A 16,949-nucleotide genomic window follows, 5' to 3' on the forward strand; every position below is an offset into this window, starting at 1 on the left:
CGAAGAAGTCAGGGAGCTATGGTAGCAAGAAATGCGGCGACATCATGCGCGGAGACGGCAGGAACCTCGATCTGCGGCAGATGGCCGACGCCCGGATAGACCTTTAATTGCGCGCCGGGGATGGCCGCGGCAAATTTTTGCCCAACATCCAGCGAGATCAGCGGATCTTTCTCGCCCCACAGCACCAGCGTCGGGAGAGCGATTTTTCCGAGTACCGCCTCGGAAGCCGCCCCCTTGCCCGCCAGCGGCCCGGACAGGAGAATGTCGCGATGACCGGGCGCACGCTGAACCTCGGCCCAGCGGTCGATCAAGGCATCCGTGATCACCACGGGGTTGCCGACTTCGCTTTTCAGCGCATCCCGGATCAATGGTTTGTTGTCGATGGTTTTCAGGATCGCCCGCCCCCATTGATACTGCAGGATGCGGAAGGCGAGCGGCGGATTCTTGGCCAACGTCGTCGACGGAAAACCAGCCGCATCGACGAGAATGAGGGCATTGAGCCGCTCGGGATGGCGCACCGTCAGTTCCCACGCTACGGCGCCACCGAGCGAATTGCCGGCCACTGCGAACTTCGGAAGGCCGATCTTGTTGGCAAACGCATCAACAAGATCGGCGAAGGCTTCCGGATCGATGCGTGTCGTCGCGGGCGCACGGGTCAATCCGTGGCCGGGAAGATCGATGCGGATGACACGATAGCGGTCTTTCAGCGCCGCCACCCAGCCGTCCCAACTACCCCAATTATCGCCGAAGCCATGCACCAGCACGATGACGGGGCCGCGCCCTTCGTCTTTATAGTGCAGGCGTACGCCGCCGCTGAGAGCGACGAAATGCGAGCGTTTGTCGGCGTAGTGCGATTCCAGCTCGGAATAGGAGAGATCGGGAGCACGCAGCAATAGCCAGCTCCCGACCCCAGCCCCGATCAGCAGAAGGAGGAAGACAAGGACCACGATTCCAGCCCACCGCATGGCCCGACTCTCCGCCGATCAGAGTTCATATTCCACATCACACCGATGTGTGACTTCAGTTACTCTATCTTTTCAATATACATTTGACAAGCGTGCGGCGGAACCGCAATGTCGCATTGTAGAACGCACCATTTCCGAAACCTCACCCGTAGAATCCGTCATGCTAAGACCTGGACGCTTGAACCGCATCACCGATGTTCCCGGTCTTCTGGTCGGCAACGCCCATGACGAGCGCATTCGCTCCGGCGTCACAGTTTTCACCGCCGAAGCGCCGTTCACGGCGATTGTCGATATTCGCGGCGCATCGCCGGGCACGCGCGACACCAATGCCTTGAACCTCACCAGCGTCGGCTTTCCGGTGGATGCGATCGTACTGGCGGGCGGCTCACTCTATGGCCTCGATGCGGTATCGGGCGTGCTCGCGCATTTTCGCAGCATCGGCCGCGGACATGCGTATGAAACCGGCATTGCGCCGCTGCCGATCGTACCGGGCGCGATCCTGTTCGACCTTACCAATGGCGGCGACAAGGAGTGGGGCGACGCTTCACCCTACCCTTCGCTGGGTCGTACAGCGGTGGAACGGGCCACGCGCGAATTCTCTCTGGGCAATGCCGGCGCCGGATATGGCGCACGCGCAGGCCAATACAAGGGCGGGCTCGGCAGCGCCTCGACGGTGTTGGACGACGGCATTGTGGTCGGCGCATTGGCCGCCGTGAATTCCGTCGGCTCGCCGGTCATACCGGGGACGGATGCCTTTTGGGCGCATCCTCTCGAACAGGAACGCGAGTTCGGCGGACGTTGGCCGAACCGCATCGGCACGATAAGCCTCGATCTTCCGGCCGACATGAAAGAGGGCCCGCGCGCCGGCACCAACACGACGCTGGTGATCGTCGCCACCAATGCGCCGGTCTCGCGCGTCGGCCTGCAGCAGATCGCCATTCAGGCGACCGACGGTTTTGCGCGCGCGGTGCGTCCCTCGCACACGCCCTTCGATGGCGATCTGGTGTTCGCCGTCTCCACCGCGACCGAGCCGCCGGAGCACAGCGATCCCAATCAAACGCTGCTTCTCGGGCATATCGCGGCCGATACGGTGGCCCGCGCCATCACCCGCGGCGTCTATAAGGCCGGGACGCTCGGGACGCTTCAAAGCTACCGCAGCACGTTTGGTGTGCTCTAGATCCGGCTCGCTTCGAAGGCTTGCTCCAAATCCCAGATCAAGTCATCCACGTCTTCCGTACCGATCGACAAACGGAGGGTTTCCGGCGTAATCCCGGCATCGCGCTGCTGATCCGTATCGAGCTGGGCGTGGGTGATGGTCGCCGGATGGACAATCAGCGATTTGGAATCGCCGACATTGGCGAGGAATGAAAACACCTTCACGGCTTCGACGAGTTTTGCCGCCCGCGCCTCACCGCCCTTGACACCGAATGAAAAGATTGCGCCCGCGCCTTTCGGCAACAGGCGTTTTGCGAGATCGCGATACGGGCTCGATTTCAGGCCGGGATAACTCACCCACGCAACGTCGGGATGGCTTTCCAGAAATTCCGCAATCCGTTCGGCCGAGCGCACCTGTCGCTCGACGCGGAACGACAGCGTCTCCAGTCCCATCAGCAACAAGAAAGCATTGAACGGCGACAGACACGCGCCCATATCGCGCAGGTACTGCAGCCGCGCCTTCATCACAAAGGCGAAATTGCCGATGCCGGGATAGGCGCTCCAGCGATCCCAATGCACCATGCCCTCAAGGGCCGGATCGGGCGTCGTGAAGCTGGGGAATTTGCCGTTCGCCCAATTGAAATTGCCGCCATCGACGATCAGCCCGCCGATCGAGTTGCCATGGCCGCCGATGTATTTCGTCGCCGAATGCACCACGACATTGGTGCCATAGTCGAACGGCCGGAACAGATACGGCGTCGCAAATGTGTTGTCGACGATCAGCGGCACCCCCGCCTTCCCGGCAATACGGGCGATTGCTTCGACGTCGATCAGATTGGCGCCGGGATTACCGATCGTCTCGATCAGGATCGCTTTGGTCTTGCCGGTGATTGCGGCCGCAAACGTTTCCGGCTGGTCGGGATCGGCGAACACGGTGTTGATGCCGTGCTTCGGTAACGTGTGGGCGAGAAGACTGAACGTGCCGCCGTATAAGGCACGGCTCGCCACCAGTTCGTCTCCGGCACCGGCAATATTGAGCACCGAATAAGTGATCGCCGCCATGCCGGAGGCGAGCGCCAACGCCGCCGTGCCGCCTTCGAGCGCCGCGATACGCTGCTCCAATACGTCCGTGGTGGGATTGCCCGTGCGCGAATATTCCCAGCCGAATTCGTCGATCGCGTTGATCGCCTTGGCGGTGGCGAAGTCCTTGAACACGAATGAGGTCGATTGATAAATCGGCACGGCGCGGGCCCGCACCGCGCCGTCCAAAACGTGACCGGCATGAAGCTGCTGGGTATCAAATCCGAATTTGCGGGTCGTCATGGTCTCACGCGAAGTAGGTTTCAGGGTCGACGTGATAGCCGTCGAGGGCGTCGTCCAACGGAATACGCAATGCGCTGTTGAACAGATTGTTCATGATCATCAATGTGCCGAAGACCGTCAACTCCACGATTTGCGGTGGCGTGAAGTATTTTTCCAGCTTGGCATAAAGATCGTCATTAACGCGGTTCGCGTCGCGGGCGAGTTGGCGGCCGAATGCGATCACGGTGGCATCGCGGTCGTCCAGCTTGAGGTTGTCGGGGTCTTCGCCCCACAACACGATCTCCTTCTTCATGAACGAGGCACACAATTCACAGCGGTTCTCGCGGGAAATCGCGTCGCAAAACAGGATTGCCAGACGTTCACCGAGCCATGGCTTTACCGCCGCAAACAGCTCGTACCATTGCAAGATGGCGTCAATCGCCGCGGGCGACTGCAACGCCGCCGCCTTCATGTTGCTGATGGCGTGATGTTTGGCCACTTCGTCATAGGCGGCAAGCTGTTCCGGCGTGGCATTTTCACGGGTGACTGGAGGAATGCGGGTCATGATGGGTTCTCCCGAACTCAAGCTTTAAAACGATCAAACGGTTGCGACAGGGTGTCGATGACAATGGAGGCGATGCGGTCGAGCTCGTCCTCGGTCGCCGTCAGCGGCGGCGCAAGACACACCACATCGCTCAATACGCGCGTGCAGAGACCGCGCCGAAGCAGCTCGGCCTTGATCCGCGGGCCGACATTGGCGGCGCCGGGAAATGTCCGCTTGGTGGCGCGGTCTTCGACAAACTCGATGCCGGCAAGCAGCCCCTGCCCGCGCACATCGCCGATGTTGGGGTTATCGGCCAGTTCGGCCTGCAAGCGACGCAGAAATGCCGTGCCGACTTTTTCGGTACGCTCGATCAGGCCCTCTTTCTTCAGAACGCCGATGGTGGCGATGGCGACCGCACAACCGACCGGATGGCCGGAATACGTATAGCCGTGCCACCAGCGCTTGGCGGGCTCGGCGTGATCGAGCACGCCCTTGATACGGGCGGATACGCCGATACCGCCGAGCGGCACATAGCCGGAGGTGATACCTTTGGCGAACTGCACGATATCCGGGTTGACGCCCCAATGCTCCAGGCCGAACCAGCGGCCGGTACGGCCGAAACCGGTAATGACGTCGTCGGCAATCAGCAAAACGTCATAGCGGTCGCAAATCGCGCGAATACGCGGGAAATAGTCATCCTGCGGCACCAGAATGCCGCCACCGCCACCCTGAACCGGCTCCGCAATGAAGGCGGCAACCGTTTCCGGTCCTTCGCGCAAAATCGCTTCTTCCAAAAGATCGGCGGCAGCCTGGCCTTGCGTCTTGAGCGGATTGGGATTGACGAAGCGATACGGGTACGGGCTTTCGATGTGCAAGAAACCCGGCAAGCGCGGGCCGAAGCCGTCGGAAAACTCGTCAACACCGGTCGCGCTGGCCGAACCCACCGTCGAGCCGTGATAGGAGAGCTTGCGGGCAATGATCTTCGATTTTTCCAACCGGCCCTGAGCGCGCCAGAAATAGCGCGCCGTGCGGATGGACGTGTCGGTCGCCTCGCCGCCGCCGCTGGTGAAATAGAAGGCTTTGATCGAGGGATAAACAACGCCCGACAGAAGTTCCGAGAGTTCGATCACCGGGCGATGGCTGGAACCGGCATAGGCGGTGGCAAAATCGAGCGTCTCAAGCTGGCGCGTTGCGGCCTCGATCAACTCCCGCCGGCCATGACCGAGACTGACATTCCACATGCCGGAGAGGCCATCGATGAAGCGCTCCCCAGCGTCATTGATGAGATAGATTCCTTCACCTTTCGTCCAGAGGAGCGGCTTTTCGTGCTCGGACGGATGGTGCTGCGGATGCAAAATATGCTGGTGATCGATCGCGACAAGGCGATCGAACTCCGTCGCCGGTTCGGCGTTATTGGGATATGGCATGGGTGTCCTCGAAGGTATCGGGTCGGAGCGCGCGCCAGCGTTGGCTGTGCGTACGGGCGGCAGCGGCAAAATCCGGCGATGGCCTTAAGCCACCGCCCCGATACAGGGATCGGCCGATCCGGAAACGGCAGTTAAGTACAGCGCGAAGCCGGGAAATCCCGTCACATCTTTCCAGGATAAGTCCGAATTCGGCACGGCGGCATCCACGAGTGGTCGCTTCGACTTTGGCACAGCGCTTCGCTCCGTCAAGCAAAATTGACTCTCCTTGGTGACATTTCTAGATATACTCTATCGATTAGGTATTGTATTGCAGAATTTGCGTCAGCATGGCCTTGAGCGTGCCGCAGGCTCCCGCCTGCGGCGCGAGCTTGGCCGCGTATCTCCTGAATGAGGAACCCATGAGCCAGCCTCTGCGCCAGCCCGTCCATTCGACTCTCGATCTCATCGGCAACACCCCGCTGGTTGAGATCAATCACGTCGATACGGGCCGATGCCGTCTGTTCGTAAAGCTGGAAAGCCAAAATCCCGGCGGATCGATCAAGGATCGCATCGCCCTTTCGATGATCGAAGCGGCCGAACAAAGCCACAAGCTGAAGCCGGGCGGAACCATCGTCGAAGCCACGGCCGGCAACACCGGCATCGGCTTGGCGCAGGTCGGCGTCTTGAAGGGCTATCGGCTTCTTCTGGTGGTGCCCGACAAAATGGCGCGCGAGAAGATCGAGCATTTGCGCGCCCTCGGTGCCGAAGTGGTCGTGACCCGTTCCGACGTCGGCAAGGGCCATCCCGATTATTATCAGGACAAGGCCAAGAAGCTGGCCGCTGGCCTGCCGCACAGCTACTACATCAACCAGTTCGCCAATCCCGCCAATCCGGCTGCGCATGAGCGCACCACCGCACCCGAGATCTGGGAGCAAATGGAGCACGACATCGACGCGGTGGTGGTCGGCGTCGGATCCGGCGGGACCCTCTCCGGCATCGGACGTTATATGAAGCGCGTTTCGCCCAAGACCAAGATGGTGCTGGCCGACCCCGAAGGCTCCGTGCTGGCGCCGTTCATCAAAACCGGCGAGATGATCGAGGCCGGCTCCTGGGCGGTGGAAGGCATCGGCGAAGACTTCATTCCACCCAACGCCGATCTATCCCTGGTCGCGGAAGCCTATTCGATTTCCGACAAGGACAGCATCGATGCGGCACGTCTTTTGCTGTCGCGCGAAGGCATTCTGGCGGGTTCGTCGTCGGGGACTCTGTTTGCCGCCGCATTGCGCTACTGCCGCGAACAAACCGAGGAAAAACGCGTCGTCACGCTCGTTTGCGATAACGGCAACAAATATCTCTCCAAGGTCTACAATGACTACTGGGCGTTCGAACAAGGCATTCACAAACGCACCCTTAAAGGCGATTTGCGCGATGTCATCTCCACCCGGTTCGAGAGCGGTGGCGCGGTAACCGTCGGACCGGATGAAACGCTGTTGATCGCCTACAACCGCATGCGCGGCGCGGACGTTTCCCAGCTTCCGGTGATGGACGGCGGCCGGCTGGTCGGCATTCTCGACGAGAGCGACATCCTCGCCGCGGTGGAAGGCTACGAATACGGCCGCGCCGACCGCTTCGCCAAACCGGTCAGTTCGGCCATGTCGAGAGGCCTGCAGATCGTGCAAATCGGCGATCCACTGGATTCCCTGCTGCCGATTTTCGCCCGCGATCGCGTCGCCCTCGTCTGCGACAAGGATCGCTTCGTCGGCCTCATCACCCGCATGGACCTCATCAATTATCTCAGGCTGCACGCATGACCACGTCCAATCGCCTCGCCTTCGCCACCCGCGCCATCCACGCCGGGCAGCACCACGATCCCTCGACCGGCGCCGTGATCGTGCCGATCTACGCGACCTCGACCTATGCCCAGGAAAGTCCGGGCGTGAACAAAGGGTACGACTACTCGCGTACCGCCAATCCGACCCGCATGGCGTTCGAACGCTGCATCGCCGATCTTGAAAGCGGCATTCAAGGCTATGCCTTCTCGTCCGGCTTGGCCGCCGAAGGAACCGTGCTGGAACTGCTCAATGCCGGCGATCACGTCATCGCTAGCGACGACATCTATGGCGGCTCGTTCCGCTTGTTCGACAAGGTGCGACGTCGGTCGGCCGGGCTCGACTTCAGTTTTGTCGATCTGTCCGATATCGATGCGGTGGAAGCCGCGGTCAAACCCAACACCAAACTGATCTGGGTCGAGACCCCGACCAACCCGCTGCTCAAAATCGTCGATCTCAATGCCATCGCGGCGCTGGCCAAACGGCACGGCATCATCACGGTGGCCGACAACACCTTTGCCAGTCCTTATGTCCAGCGGCCGCTGGAACACGGTTTCGACATCGTCGTGCACTCGACCACCAAATACATCAACGGCCATTCCGACATCGTCGGCGGCGTGGCCGTGGTGGGTGAAAATCTCGACCTCGCCCAGCGGCTCGCTTTCCTCCACAACGCGGTCGGCAGCATCGCCAGCCCGTTCGACAGTTTTCTTGCCCATCGCGGCGCCAAGACACTTGCGCTGCGCATGGAGCGACACTGCTACAGCGCGCTTGAAATCGCGCGCTTCCTCGACAGCCATCGTGCGGTGAGAAAGGTGATTTATCCCGGTCTGCCGCATCATCCGCAACATGCGCTCGCCAAGCGGCAAATGCGCGGCTTCGGCGGCATGGTGACGGTCGAGCTTGATCGCGACCTTGCCACTACGCGTCGGTTCCTCGAACGCTGCCAGCTCTTTACTCTGGCAGAAAGCCTCGGCGGGGTCGAAAGCCTGATCGAACATCCCGCGATCATGACCCACGCCACCATCCCAGCGGAGCAACGTCAGAAGCTCGGAATTTCGGATTCGCTGGTGCGCCTCTCGGTCGGCATCGAGGATACCGACGATCTTGTCGCCGATCTCGAACAGGCGCTGGCCAAAGCCTGATTAGTGCACATTTACGTTGAACAAGATGAGCCGCACGGTCGGATGATCGTTGCGGCTTTCTCTTTGCGTCCATTGTACAGCTGTCGCAAATGCGCAACGGAGAAAATACAGAAATTTTGTGTACATGGGCGTCATTATTTCTATTTGTCTATCGATTTAATATACTAACCACGAACTACAGAATCATGTATGTTAAATGTGAGGGGTATAGACGAATGAAGCGTGCACTTCTTGGAACCACCGCCGTGGTTCTGGTCTTCGGGTTGGGCGTGCCGGCGGTTGCCCAGGATTACGTCAAGGTAGCCGATGCCTCCGACGGCAAAGGCAGCAGAATCGAGTCCGTGACCGTCACGGCGCAGAAACGGGTGCAGAAGGCGCAGGATGTCGGCATCGCACTGAGCGTGCTGACGCCGGAGGACCTTGACGCCAAGAACATCAAGACGGTCAACCAGCTTCAGTATTCGGTGCCGAATTTCGAATCCATTCCCGCCTTCGGCAGCGGTCAAGTGTGGTTCCGTCTGCGCGGCGTGGGCTTCAACACCTATAGCTCCAACAATTCGTCCACCGTCGCCGTCTATGTCGATGAAGTCGCCTATCCGGTTTCGGCATCGACGCAGGGCCTGCTCTACGACGTATCGCGGGTGGAAGTGCTGCGCGGACCGCAGGGTACGCTCTATGGCCGCAACACGACCGGCGGCGCCATCAATTTCGTTACCAACAAGCCGACCGATACCTATACGGCGGGCGTCGAACTCGACTACGGCTCGCATCACGAATTCAAAGGCGAAGGTTATGTTTCCGGACCGATCGCCGACGGATTGAAATTCCGCCTCTCCGCCGTGACCGATGAAGGCGGCGCGTGGCAGAAAAACCGCACCACCGGTCAAAGCCTCGGGTCCAAGGATCAGGCGGCCTTTCGCGGTCAGCTCGAATGGGATGCGAACGGCTGGCTGAATTTCCTGCTGGCTGCCAATTGGAGCTACGATCACTCGGAGCCCGTGGGACCGCACCGTTTCACCGCCGTCGGAGCCCAACCGGCCGACACCTTCGTCAAGGCGACCGACTGGGGCGGCTCGACCGTTTTCCAGAGCCTGACCGGCATCACGACCACCGAAAAGCCGTTCCACAATTCGCAGAACCAAGGCATCAGCCTGCACACCAACGCCGATCTCGGCTTTGCCACGTTGACCGCAATCACGTCGTGGAATTTCCTGCGCCGGCGGGAATTCAACGATTGGGATGCCTCGTCCTACGCCTACGCCGGCACCTATTTCGACACCAGAGCCGGCGTGTTCTCGCAGGAGCTACGCCTGGCTTCGAAGGATTCCGGAGCGCTGTCGTGGCTGGCGGGCATCTACTATTCGAATGAGAAGATCGACGAACACTTCTATTCCGATTTCTGGGACATCTGGGCGTTCGCGGCGCAGACGACCTACCAGCAATATGTCAATTCCGTCGCCGCCTACGCGCAGGTCGAATATGCCTTCAACGATCAGTGGAAACTGACCGGAGGCCTGCGCGCCGAAAGCGAAGTACGCAAACAGGAGAATTATATCACCCGCGCGCTGAATGGCGTCGGTCTGCCGCTGCAAGACTATGGCACGCCGTCCAACAAGCGCCTCGTCGCCGATCCGCTGACCGGCAAAGCCGAACTGGACTACAAGCCGATCGACAACGCCCTTATCTATGCCAGCGTCAGCTACGGCGTGAAGTCGGGAGGGTTCACCGCCTACAACGTGCCGAACACGCAGGTTCTGGACCCCGCCAAGCCGGAAAACATCTGGGCCTACGAAGGCGGCTTCAAGACTTCCTGGTTGAACGATACGCTCCAGCTCAACGGCGCCGCCTTCTATTACGACTACCATAACCAGCAGGTGCAATCGATCATCTGGGTACCGACCTACGGCGCCATCGGCTCGCTGGTGAACGCCAAGAAGTCCCACATCTACGGCGTCGAACTGGAAGGCCTTTGGCATCCGACCTCCGCCCTCACCCTGTCGCAGTATTTCGGCTTCAAGGAAGGCGAGTTCGATACTTTCGACAATTACGTGTCGAGCGCCGCCTCCAAGGCTGCCGGTCATCAGGTCTATACCGACATTTCCGGCACCAAGGAGCCGATCCCGAAAATCAGCTACGGCGGTTCGGTATCCTACCGCATCGATCTCGGCGATTTCGATCTCGAGCCGGAGTTCAACTACGCCTATCGCGACCGCGAAGGTTCGCTGCTCACCGTGGCGCACATCGATTCCTATTGGCTCGCCAACGCCAATCTGACGTTGTCGCCGAAGACGGGCCCGTGGGAATTGTCTCTCTATGGACGCAACATCTTCAATTCGCGCTACGACCTCTCCCACAACTACTTCGTGGCGTTGAGCGCGGGTCAGGTCAACATCGCCACCTCGGGCGAACCGGCGACTTTCGGCGTGCGGGCAAAGTACCGCTACTGAGCGAGACAGAGCCTGCCGTTCGCAGGTCATTGCTCTTCCATGTGGAAAAGGGGACCGCTATTCGCGGCCCCCTTTTTTTGACGAGAAAGGCACCCCGGCGCGCTCGAAGTCTTGACTCTCATCCGACCTATGCCTATATGCGCTTAAACGCATAGGCGGTAAAACGCATGAATACTGTAATCACTCTAATGTCGGCCTTGTCCGACCCCACCCGGCTCGGCGCCCTGCTGCTGCTCGCGGACGGCAAAGAACGCTGCGTCTGCAAGCTTATGGAGCACCTCAACGCCACCCAATCGCGGATGTCGCGCCACATGGGCGTGCTGAAGCAGGCGGGTCTGGTGGTGGACCGGCGTGATGCCCAATGGGTGCGCTACCGCCTCAATCCCGCGCTCGCACCGAGCACCAAAGCGATCATCAAAGCGGTGGTCGCTGCGGCCGCCGCGTCGGAAGACATCGTGGGCAAAGTCGCATGAGCGAGATTTCCTCCTCCCCTGCGCCGCGGCCGGCGTTTCCGTGGGGCCTGCGCACCGCGCTCGGGCTTGCCGTCTGGATTGGCGCGTATGCGGCACTCGAACCCGTTTCCCGGTGGCTCGTTTCCTTCCTGCCGCTGGCGCACGACGGCGCGCTCTACGCCGCCGCGGCGTTCTTCATCTACGAAGTGCCGAAGGTGCTTCTGCTGCTGACCATCGTCGTGTTCGGGATCGGCGTGATCCGCACCTTTTTCTCGGTCGAGCGCACCCGCGCCTTTCTGGCGGGCAAGAACGAATTCGCCGGCAATGTCGGCGCCGCCTCGCTTGGCATCGTCACACCGTTCTGTTCCTGCTCGGCCGTGCCGATGTTTCTCGGCTTCGTGTCGGCCGGGGTTCCCTTGGGCGTCACCTTCTCGTTCCTGATCGCGTCGCCGATGATCAACGAAGTGGCGCTCGGCCTTCTCTTTGCCCTGGTGGGCTGGAAGGTGGCGGCGACCTATCTTATTTTCGGTCTTTCCGTTGCCATCGTCGCCGGATGGATCATCGGACGGATGCATCTGGAAAGCTGGCTCGAGCCGTGGGTTCAGACCCTGAGAGCGGCGCCGGTCGAATTGCCGGATCGGAAAATCACCGCGAGCGAGCGCGTCGACGCGGGCCTCGAAGCCGTCAAAGACATCGTCGGCAAGGTCTGGCTGTGGGTCGTTGCCGGTATTGCCGTCGGCGCCTTCATTCACGGCTACGTGCCGAACGGCGTGCTCGCGGCGATCATGGGACGCGAAGCGTGGTGGTCCGTTCCCGCTGCCGTGGTGATCGGCGTTCCGATGTATTCCAACGCCGCGGGCATCATTCCAGTGGTCGAAGCGCTACTGGAAAAGGGCGCGGCGCTCGGCACCGTGCTGGCCTTCATGATGAGCGTCACCGCTCTTTCGCTGCCGGAGATGATCATTCTGCGCAAAGTGCTGAGCCTGCGCCTGATCGCCGTCTTCGCCGGCACCGTCGCCGCGGGCGTGCTCGCGGTCGGGTACCTGTTCAACGTTCTGTTTCTTTAGGAGGGATGCAATGAAACACGTGAAAGTTTTCGGTCCGGGCTGCGCCCGCTGCCAGCAAACCGCCGACATGGTGAAAGCCGAAGCCGCCAAAATCGGCGTCGAGGTCGAGGTCGAAAAAGTCACCGACTATGCCGAGATCGCCAAAGCCGGCGTCGCCTCGACGCCCGGCGTGATGATCGACGGCAAGCTGGTCCATGCCGGCGGACTGCCGAAGCCGGCCGACATCCAAAGCTGGCTGAAATAAACGCGCATTCCATACCAACCTGCGAAAGATATTCCGATGAGCAAGTCGAAATCCTGCGGATGCGGTAACGCCTCCGAACAAGGTCCCGTCAAACTGATCTATGCCTGCTCCGGCGCCGCCGATGTCGGAGAAATCGCCGATCGCGCCGCCCGCACCGTCGCGCGCGCTGGCGGCGGCAAACTGCAATGCGCCAACGCCATCGGCGCCGGACTGGAAAGCTATGTCGAAGCCGCCAAAGGGGCGGACAAGGTTCTGGCCATCGACGGCTGCATCAATCACTGCGCCGCCAATTGCCTGAAGAAGGCCGGGGTCACCAAGTTCGAGCATCTGGTGCTGAACCATATCGGCCTGGCCAAGCAGGCCTCGCCGCCGAACGACGACAACATCGCCAAGGCGGTTACGGCGGCGGAAAAGATGCTCAGCGCCGCCTGAGCGGACCCGATTGCGCGCCGGAAGCATTGCAGTGGCGGCGGTTTTCGGACCCTGCCGCCCCTGCGATCCGCCCCGGTGCAGCACCAAACAAGATCAACCACACAGCGCCCGCGTAGAACTGAGAACCCTTTGGAAGAAAAGGGAAATGATGTGTCGAAACCGGCTAGCGCGCTGTTTTCCCTGGCAATACCGCCATCAGACGGAAGTATCCCAGTAAAATCAATTTCTTGATCTCCGCGACCACCAGCGCTCCGCTGTTGCGCGGGAAGACCTGCCGTCTTAAGTAAGATTCAGCAGCAAACGCGAGTATTCCCAATGCCAGCCTATCGCTCCCGGACCACGACCCATGGACGCAACATGGCGGGCGCGCGCGGGCTTTGGCGTGCCACCGGCATGACCGATGCCGATTTCTCCAAGCCGATCATTGCCGTCGTCAATTCGTTCACGCAGTTCGTGCCGGGCCATGTCCACCTCAAGGACCTCGGCCAGATGGTGGCGCGCGAGATCGAAGCGGCGGGCGGCGTCGCCAAGGAGTTCAACACCATCGCCATCGACGACGGCATCGCCATGGGCCATGACGGGATGCTCTATTCCCTGCCCTCGCGCGAACTGATCGCCGACAGCGTCGAATACATGGCCAACGCCCATTGCGCCGACGCGCTGGTGTGCATCTCCAATTGCGACAAGATCACCCCCGGCATGCTGATGGCGGCGCTGCGTCTCAACATTCCGGCGATTTTCGTCTCCGGCGGTCCGATGGAAGCCGGCAAGGCGGTGATCAAGGGCGAGAAAAAGTCGCTCGATCTGATCGACGCCATGGTGATGTCCGCCGACGACGCGGTCGACGACAAGGACGTCGAGACCGTCGAGCAGAACGCCTGCCCGACCTGCGGCTCGTGCTCGGGCATGTTCACGGCCAATTCGATGAACTGCCTGACCGAAGCGCTCGGCCTGTCGCTGCCCGGCAACGGCACGCTGGTCGCCACGCATGCGGACCGCAAGGAGTTGTTCCTGCAGGCGGGACGCAAGATCGTCGAAATCACCAAGCGCTATTACGAACAGAACGACGAAAGCGTGCTGCCGCGCTCGGTCGCCAGCTTCGCCGCGTTCGAGAACGCCATGGCGCTCGACATCGCGATGGGCGGCTCGACTAACACGGTGCTGCACCTCCTGGCGGCGGCGCGCGAAGCGGGCGTTCCCTTCATGATGAAGGATATCGACCGGCTGTCGCGCAAAGTCCCGCATCTGTGCAAAGTGGCGCCATCGATCTCCACCATTCACGTCGAAGACGTGCATCGCGCCGGCGGCGTGATGGCCATTCTCGGCGAACTCGATCGCATCGGCCTCATCCATCGCGACTTGCCGACGGTGCATGCGCCAACGCTGGGCGCCGCCATCGACGCATGGGACGTCACCCGCGCCAACAATCCCGAGGTGGCGAAGTTCTTCCGCGCCGGCCCCGGCGGCAAGCGCACCACGCAGGCCTTCAGCCAATCGGAACGCCACAGCGAACTCGACATCGACCGGGCGGGTGGCGCCATCCGCGATTACGAACACGCCTACAGCAAGGACGGCGGTCTCGCCGTGCTGTACGGCAATCTCGCCGAAGACGGCTGCATCGTGAAGACGGCGGGCGTCGATCCCTCGTCGTTGCGGTTCTCCGGCCCTGCGCGGGTGTTCGAGAGCCAGGACGATACGGTGTCGGCGATCCTGACCGGCAAGATCAAGGCGGGCGATTTCGTCGTGATCCGCTACGAAGGGCCGAAAGGCGGCCCCGGCATGCAAGAAATGCTGTATCCGACGAGCTATCTGAAATCGAAGGGCCTCGGCAAAGCCTGCGCGCTGATCACCGACGGCCGCTTCTCGGGCGGCACATCAGGACTTTCCATCGGCCATGTTTCGCCGGAAGCGGCGGACGGCGGCGCCATCGCCCTGGTCGAAGAAGGCGATACGATCACGGTCGACATTCCCGATCGCAGCATTCGCCTCGACGTGCCCGCGGAAACGCTGGCCAAGCGGCGCGCCGCGATGGAGGCCAAAGGCGACAAGGCGTGGAAGCCGGTCTCGCGCAAGCGTGTCGTTTCCGCGGCGCTCAGGGCCTATGCCCTGTTCACCACCAGTGCCGCCAACGGCGCCGTGCGGAACCTGGATCAGACCCCGCGCTGAGGCCCGCGATCACTTCGCGGGCGCGGTGCAGACGAAGCTCTCGGCCTTTTCGATATCGCCTTTGCCGTCGTAACGCGGCACGGCGGGATACGGGCAAAGCGGACGCTTGCGCCCCGGCCACGGCGTTGCGGGGCCGGCACTCGCTTCGATGCGATCGGACGCCGCCCCTTGCTCGACCCAGTGGACCAGGGCGGAAAATCCGTCGAACCGATCCGTCGCCGGACCGCCTGCGCAATGGCCCATGCCGGGAACCGGGAAGACGCGCACGGTGCTCGCGGCGTTTCCGTTCATCCGGGCATCGGCTTCGCGCCACCACGCCAGCGTGTCGTTGAGCGAGAACACCGGATCGGAGCCGCCGTGATAGACGATCAGCTTGCCGCCATGACCGGCGAAGGCGTCGAGGTTGGGCGAACGCGCGTTAATATCTTCCCAGGCCGAACGCGGAAATGCAGCGCTGGTGGCGAAGATCGCCGGCGCATCGCGATCGAAATCATAGGCCATCAAATAATCCATGGCCGCTTGCGGTCCGGGCGGCAGCACCCGCGGCGGCGTTGAAAAGATCTCCGACAGCGTGCCCGCGCCCATCGACACCGCGATCGAGGTCATGCCAGGGCCGGAGCTGCCGGCCGGTGCGCCGATCGTCCACATCCGCCAGCCCCCATCGGCGAGACCGCCGTCCCATGGGAAGCTCGCATAAAGCGCCTCGCCCTTGCGGTTCGAGGGACCGGCGAAGAACTTGTCGAGAGCGGCGATCTGCGGCTTGCCGAGGCAAGAGGCCGACTTGGCGCCTTTGCATTGCAGCTTGTGCAATTCGGCATCGACCCGCTTGGCACTGCACTGACCGACCGTGCCGATAATGCCGTCCTTTAGTCCATCGTCGGTATCGCAAGCCGCCAGCACCGCTTGGCGCGCCAGTTTGAGATCGTCGTCCGTAAAGGTGGCGGCGAGCTGTTCCGGGGTGACGGACTTGCTCTTGCCGCCCGCCGCGGCCGCGAATGCCTGCACCGTCCAGGGATGGCCAAGCGCTGCCTTGGGCAGCGACATGCCGGGTGCACCGACCAGAATACCGTCGAACGCATCGGGATAGCGCTCGGCGAACGCCAGACCCTCCTGGCCGCCTTTCGAGCAGCCGGCAAAATAGGAACGGACCGGCTGCCGCGAATAGAACCGGCCGATGAGCGCCCGCGCGGCATCGTAAGTCACCTTCAGTGCGGCATGACCGTAGTTGGCGCGCGCTTCGGGATCGCGGCCGAACGCGGACGGACCGCCGTTGGCGGGATCGGCGTTGAGTTCGTTGCTGTGGCCGGAATCGCCGCTGACCACCGCATAGCCCTGCGCCAGCGCGGGCGGGCGGCCGAAGCCGACCGAGCCGAGCGCGGATCCGAGATTGCCGTCGGTCCCGCCGCCGCCTTCGAAGAAGAAGCGGCCGTTCCAATCCTCGGGCAAACGCAGATGGAAACGGATGGCATAGTGGTCGCCGTCGATCCCGACCCGCTCGCCGGTGATGCCGGTAATCTCGCAATGCGCCGGCAGCGGCCCGCTTTTCATGCCGCCGAAACCGAGATCGACCGTCGCCCCCGCTGCCTGAGCCTTGGCGCTCAGAATGCGCATGCCTGGTAATGCCTGACCGGCACCTGCCAATGCCTCGCAGCGCTGAGCCGCGGTTGGCGGCGCGATCGGTTGCACTTTTTCGGGCGCACAAGCCGACGCCGTCGCCAGTACGGCGGACGCAACCGACAGCAACAGAGCCGGCGAATGCCGGTTCGAACGGCGGCTTGTGATTTCACGCATGGCT

General features: G+C 61.8%; 14 protein-coding genes. 9 read left to right on the top strand and 5 right to left on the bottom strand.

What is annotated here, in order from left to right:
- Window positions 1-8: 8 nt before the first annotated feature.
- Complete coding sequence (locus FHS84_RS06700; RefSeq protein ID WP_166932196.1) at window positions 9-965, bottom strand: alpha/beta fold hydrolase; 957 nt, start codon at window positions 963-965, stop codon at window positions 9-11.
- 160 nt (window positions 966-1,125) lie between these two features.
- On the opposite strand from FHS84_RS06700, the gene FHS84_RS06705 reads away from it, so the two are divergent.
- Complete coding sequence (locus tag FHS84_RS06705) at window positions 1,126-2,142, top strand: P1 family peptidase (protein WP_166932198.1); 1,017 nt, start codon at window positions 1,126-1,128, stop codon at window positions 2,140-2,142.
- Here the strand turns inward: FHS84_RS06705 and FHS84_RS06710 are convergent.
- Genes FHS84_RS06710 through FHS84_RS06720 form a run of 3 tightly spaced genes read right to left on the bottom strand, consistent with a single transcriptional unit; the run spans window position 2,139 to window position 5,393 of the window.
- On the bottom strand, window positions 2,139-3,443 hold the full coding sequence (locus FHS84_RS06710; RefSeq protein WP_166932200.1) for an O-acetylhomoserine aminocarboxypropyltransferase/cysteine synthase family protein: 1,305 nt from the start codon (window positions 3,441-3,443) through the stop codon (window positions 2,139-2,141). The two genes, FHS84_RS06705 and FHS84_RS06710, sit on opposite strands and share 4 nt — an antisense overlap.
- 4 nt (window positions 3,444-3,447) lie before the next feature.
- Entirely contained in the window at window positions 3,448-3,987 is a 540-nt protein-coding gene (locus tag FHS84_RS06715; protein WP_166932202.1) for a carboxymuconolactone decarboxylase family protein, read from the bottom strand.
- Between the two features lie 17 nt (window positions 3,988-4,004).
- Complete coding sequence (locus FHS84_RS06720) at window positions 4,005-5,393, bottom strand: aminotransferase family protein (RefSeq protein WP_166932204.1); 1,389 nt, start codon at window positions 5,391-5,393, stop codon at window positions 4,005-4,007.
- Window positions 5,394-5,791: 398 nt separating this feature from the next.
- Here FHS84_RS06720 and FHS84_RS06725 point away from each other — a divergent pair, with 398 nt between their 5' ends.
- From FHS84_RS06725 to ilvD, 8 genes are all read left to right on the top strand, one after another.
- Window positions 5,792-7,183 (top strand): pyridoxal-phosphate dependent enzyme, encoded by a 1,392-nt coding sequence (locus tag FHS84_RS06725; RefSeq protein ID WP_166932206.1) that lies wholly within the window; start codon window positions 5,792-5,794, stop codon window positions 7,181-7,183.
- Complete coding sequence (locus FHS84_RS06730; protein WP_166932208.1) at window positions 7,180-8,346, top strand: cystathionine gamma-synthase; 1,167 nt, start codon at window positions 7,180-7,182, stop codon at window positions 8,344-8,346. Before FHS84_RS06725 ends, FHS84_RS06730 begins: the two co-directional genes overlap by 4 nt.
- Window positions 8,347-8,561: 215 nt before the next feature.
- Window positions 8,562-10,793 carry a TonB-dependent receptor gene (locus FHS84_RS06735; RefSeq protein ID WP_166932210.1) on the top strand — a complete coding sequence of 744 codons (2,232 nt, stop codon included), beginning with the start codon at window positions 8,562-8,564 and terminating at the stop codon, window positions 10,791-10,793.
- A 167-nt stretch (window positions 10,794-10,960) separates the two neighbouring features.
- On the top strand, window positions 10,961-11,266 hold the full coding sequence (locus tag FHS84_RS06740) for an ArsR/SmtB family transcription factor (protein ID WP_166932212.1): 306 nt from the start codon (window positions 10,961-10,963) through the stop codon (window positions 11,264-11,266).
- Window positions 11,263-12,312 (top strand): permease, encoded by a 1,050-nt coding sequence (locus FHS84_RS06745; RefSeq protein WP_166932214.1) that lies wholly within the window; start codon window positions 11,263-11,265, stop codon window positions 12,310-12,312. The genes FHS84_RS06740 and FHS84_RS06745 overlap by 4 nt, the downstream gene beginning before the upstream one ends.
- Before the next feature lie 10 nt (window positions 12,313-12,322).
- Entirely contained in the window at window positions 12,323-12,556 is a 234-nt protein-coding gene (locus FHS84_RS06750; protein WP_166932216.1) for a thioredoxin family protein, read from the top strand.
- Between the two features lie 36 nt (window positions 12,557-12,592).
- A complete protein-coding gene (locus FHS84_RS06755) occupies window positions 12,593-12,988 on the top strand; it encodes a putative zinc-binding protein (protein WP_166932218.1) in 396 nt (131 codons plus the stop codon).
- A 315-nt stretch (window positions 12,989-13,303) separates the two neighbouring features.
- Window positions 13,304-15,154 carry a dihydroxy-acid dehydratase gene (gene ilvD, locus FHS84_RS06760; RefSeq protein ID WP_166932220.1) on the top strand — a complete coding sequence of 617 codons (1,851 nt, stop codon included), beginning with the start codon at window positions 13,304-13,306 and terminating at the stop codon, window positions 15,152-15,154.
- Window positions 15,155-15,163: 9 nt separating this feature from the next.
- On the opposite strand, the gene FHS84_RS06765 is transcribed toward ilvD, so the two are convergent.
- Window positions 15,164-16,945 (bottom strand): tannase/feruloyl esterase family alpha/beta hydrolase, encoded by a 1,782-nt coding sequence (locus tag FHS84_RS06765; RefSeq protein WP_166932222.1) that lies wholly within the window; start codon window positions 16,943-16,945, stop codon window positions 15,164-15,166.
- Window positions 16,946-16,949: the final 4 nt, after the last annotated feature.

Origin of the sequence: Rhizomicrobium electricum (assembly GCF_011762045.1) — a bacterium.
GTDB classification, from domain to species: Bacteria; Pseudomonadota; Alphaproteobacteria; order Micropepsales; family Micropepsaceae; genus Rhizomicrobium; species Rhizomicrobium electricum.

What these genes read in the sequence shown, in the direction of transcription:
- FHS84_RS06765 (WP_166932222.1), bottom strand. Translation starts at nt 16,945, where the DNA reads ATGCGTGAAATCACAAGCCGCCGTTCGAACCGGCATTCGCCGGCTCTG.
- FHS84_RS06720 (WP_166932204.1), bottom strand. Translation starts at nt 5,393, where the DNA reads ATGCCATATCCCAATAACGCCGAACCGGCGACGGAGTTCGATCGCCTT.
- FHS84_RS06740 (WP_166932212.1), top strand. Translation starts at nt 10,961, where the DNA reads ATGAATACTGTAATCACTCTAATGTCGGCCTTGTCCGACCCCACCCGG.
- FHS84_RS06745 (WP_166932214.1), top strand. Translation starts at nt 11,263, where the DNA reads ATGAGCGAGATTTCCTCCTCCCCTGCGCCGCGGCCGGCGTTTCCGTGG.
- FHS84_RS06735 (WP_166932210.1), top strand. Translation starts at nt 8,562, where the DNA reads ATGAAGCGTGCACTTCTTGGAACCACCGCCGTGGTTCTGGTCTTCGGG.
- FHS84_RS06705 (WP_166932198.1), top strand. Translation starts at nt 1,126, where the DNA reads ATGCTAAGACCTGGACGCTTGAACCGCATCACCGATGTTCCCGGTCTT.
- FHS84_RS06710 (WP_166932200.1), bottom strand. Translation starts at nt 3,443, where the DNA reads ATGACGACCCGCAAATTCGGATTTGATACCCAGCAGCTTCATGCCGGT.
- FHS84_RS06700 (WP_166932196.1), bottom strand. Translation starts at nt 965, where the DNA reads ATGCGGTGGGCTGGAATCGTGGTCCTTGTCTTCCTCCTTCTGCTGATC.
- ilvD (WP_166932220.1), top strand. Translation starts at nt 13,304, where the DNA reads ATGCCAGCCTATCGCTCCCGGACCACGACCCATGGACGCAACATGGCG.
- FHS84_RS06750 (WP_166932216.1), top strand. Translation starts at nt 12,323, where the DNA reads ATGAAACACGTGAAAGTTTTCGGTCCGGGCTGCGCCCGCTGCCAGCAA.
- FHS84_RS06730 (WP_166932208.1), top strand. Translation starts at nt 7,180, where the DNA reads ATGACCACGTCCAATCGCCTCGCCTTCGCCACCCGCGCCATCCACGCC.
- FHS84_RS06715 (WP_166932202.1), bottom strand. Translation starts at nt 3,987, where the DNA reads ATGACCCGCATTCCTCCAGTCACCCGTGAAAATGCCACGCCGGAACAG.
- FHS84_RS06725 (WP_166932206.1), top strand. Translation starts at nt 5,792, where the DNA reads ATGAGCCAGCCTCTGCGCCAGCCCGTCCATTCGACTCTCGATCTCATC.
- FHS84_RS06755 (WP_166932218.1), top strand. Translation starts at nt 12,593, where the DNA reads ATGAGCAAGTCGAAATCCTGCGGATGCGGTAACGCCTCCGAACAAGGT.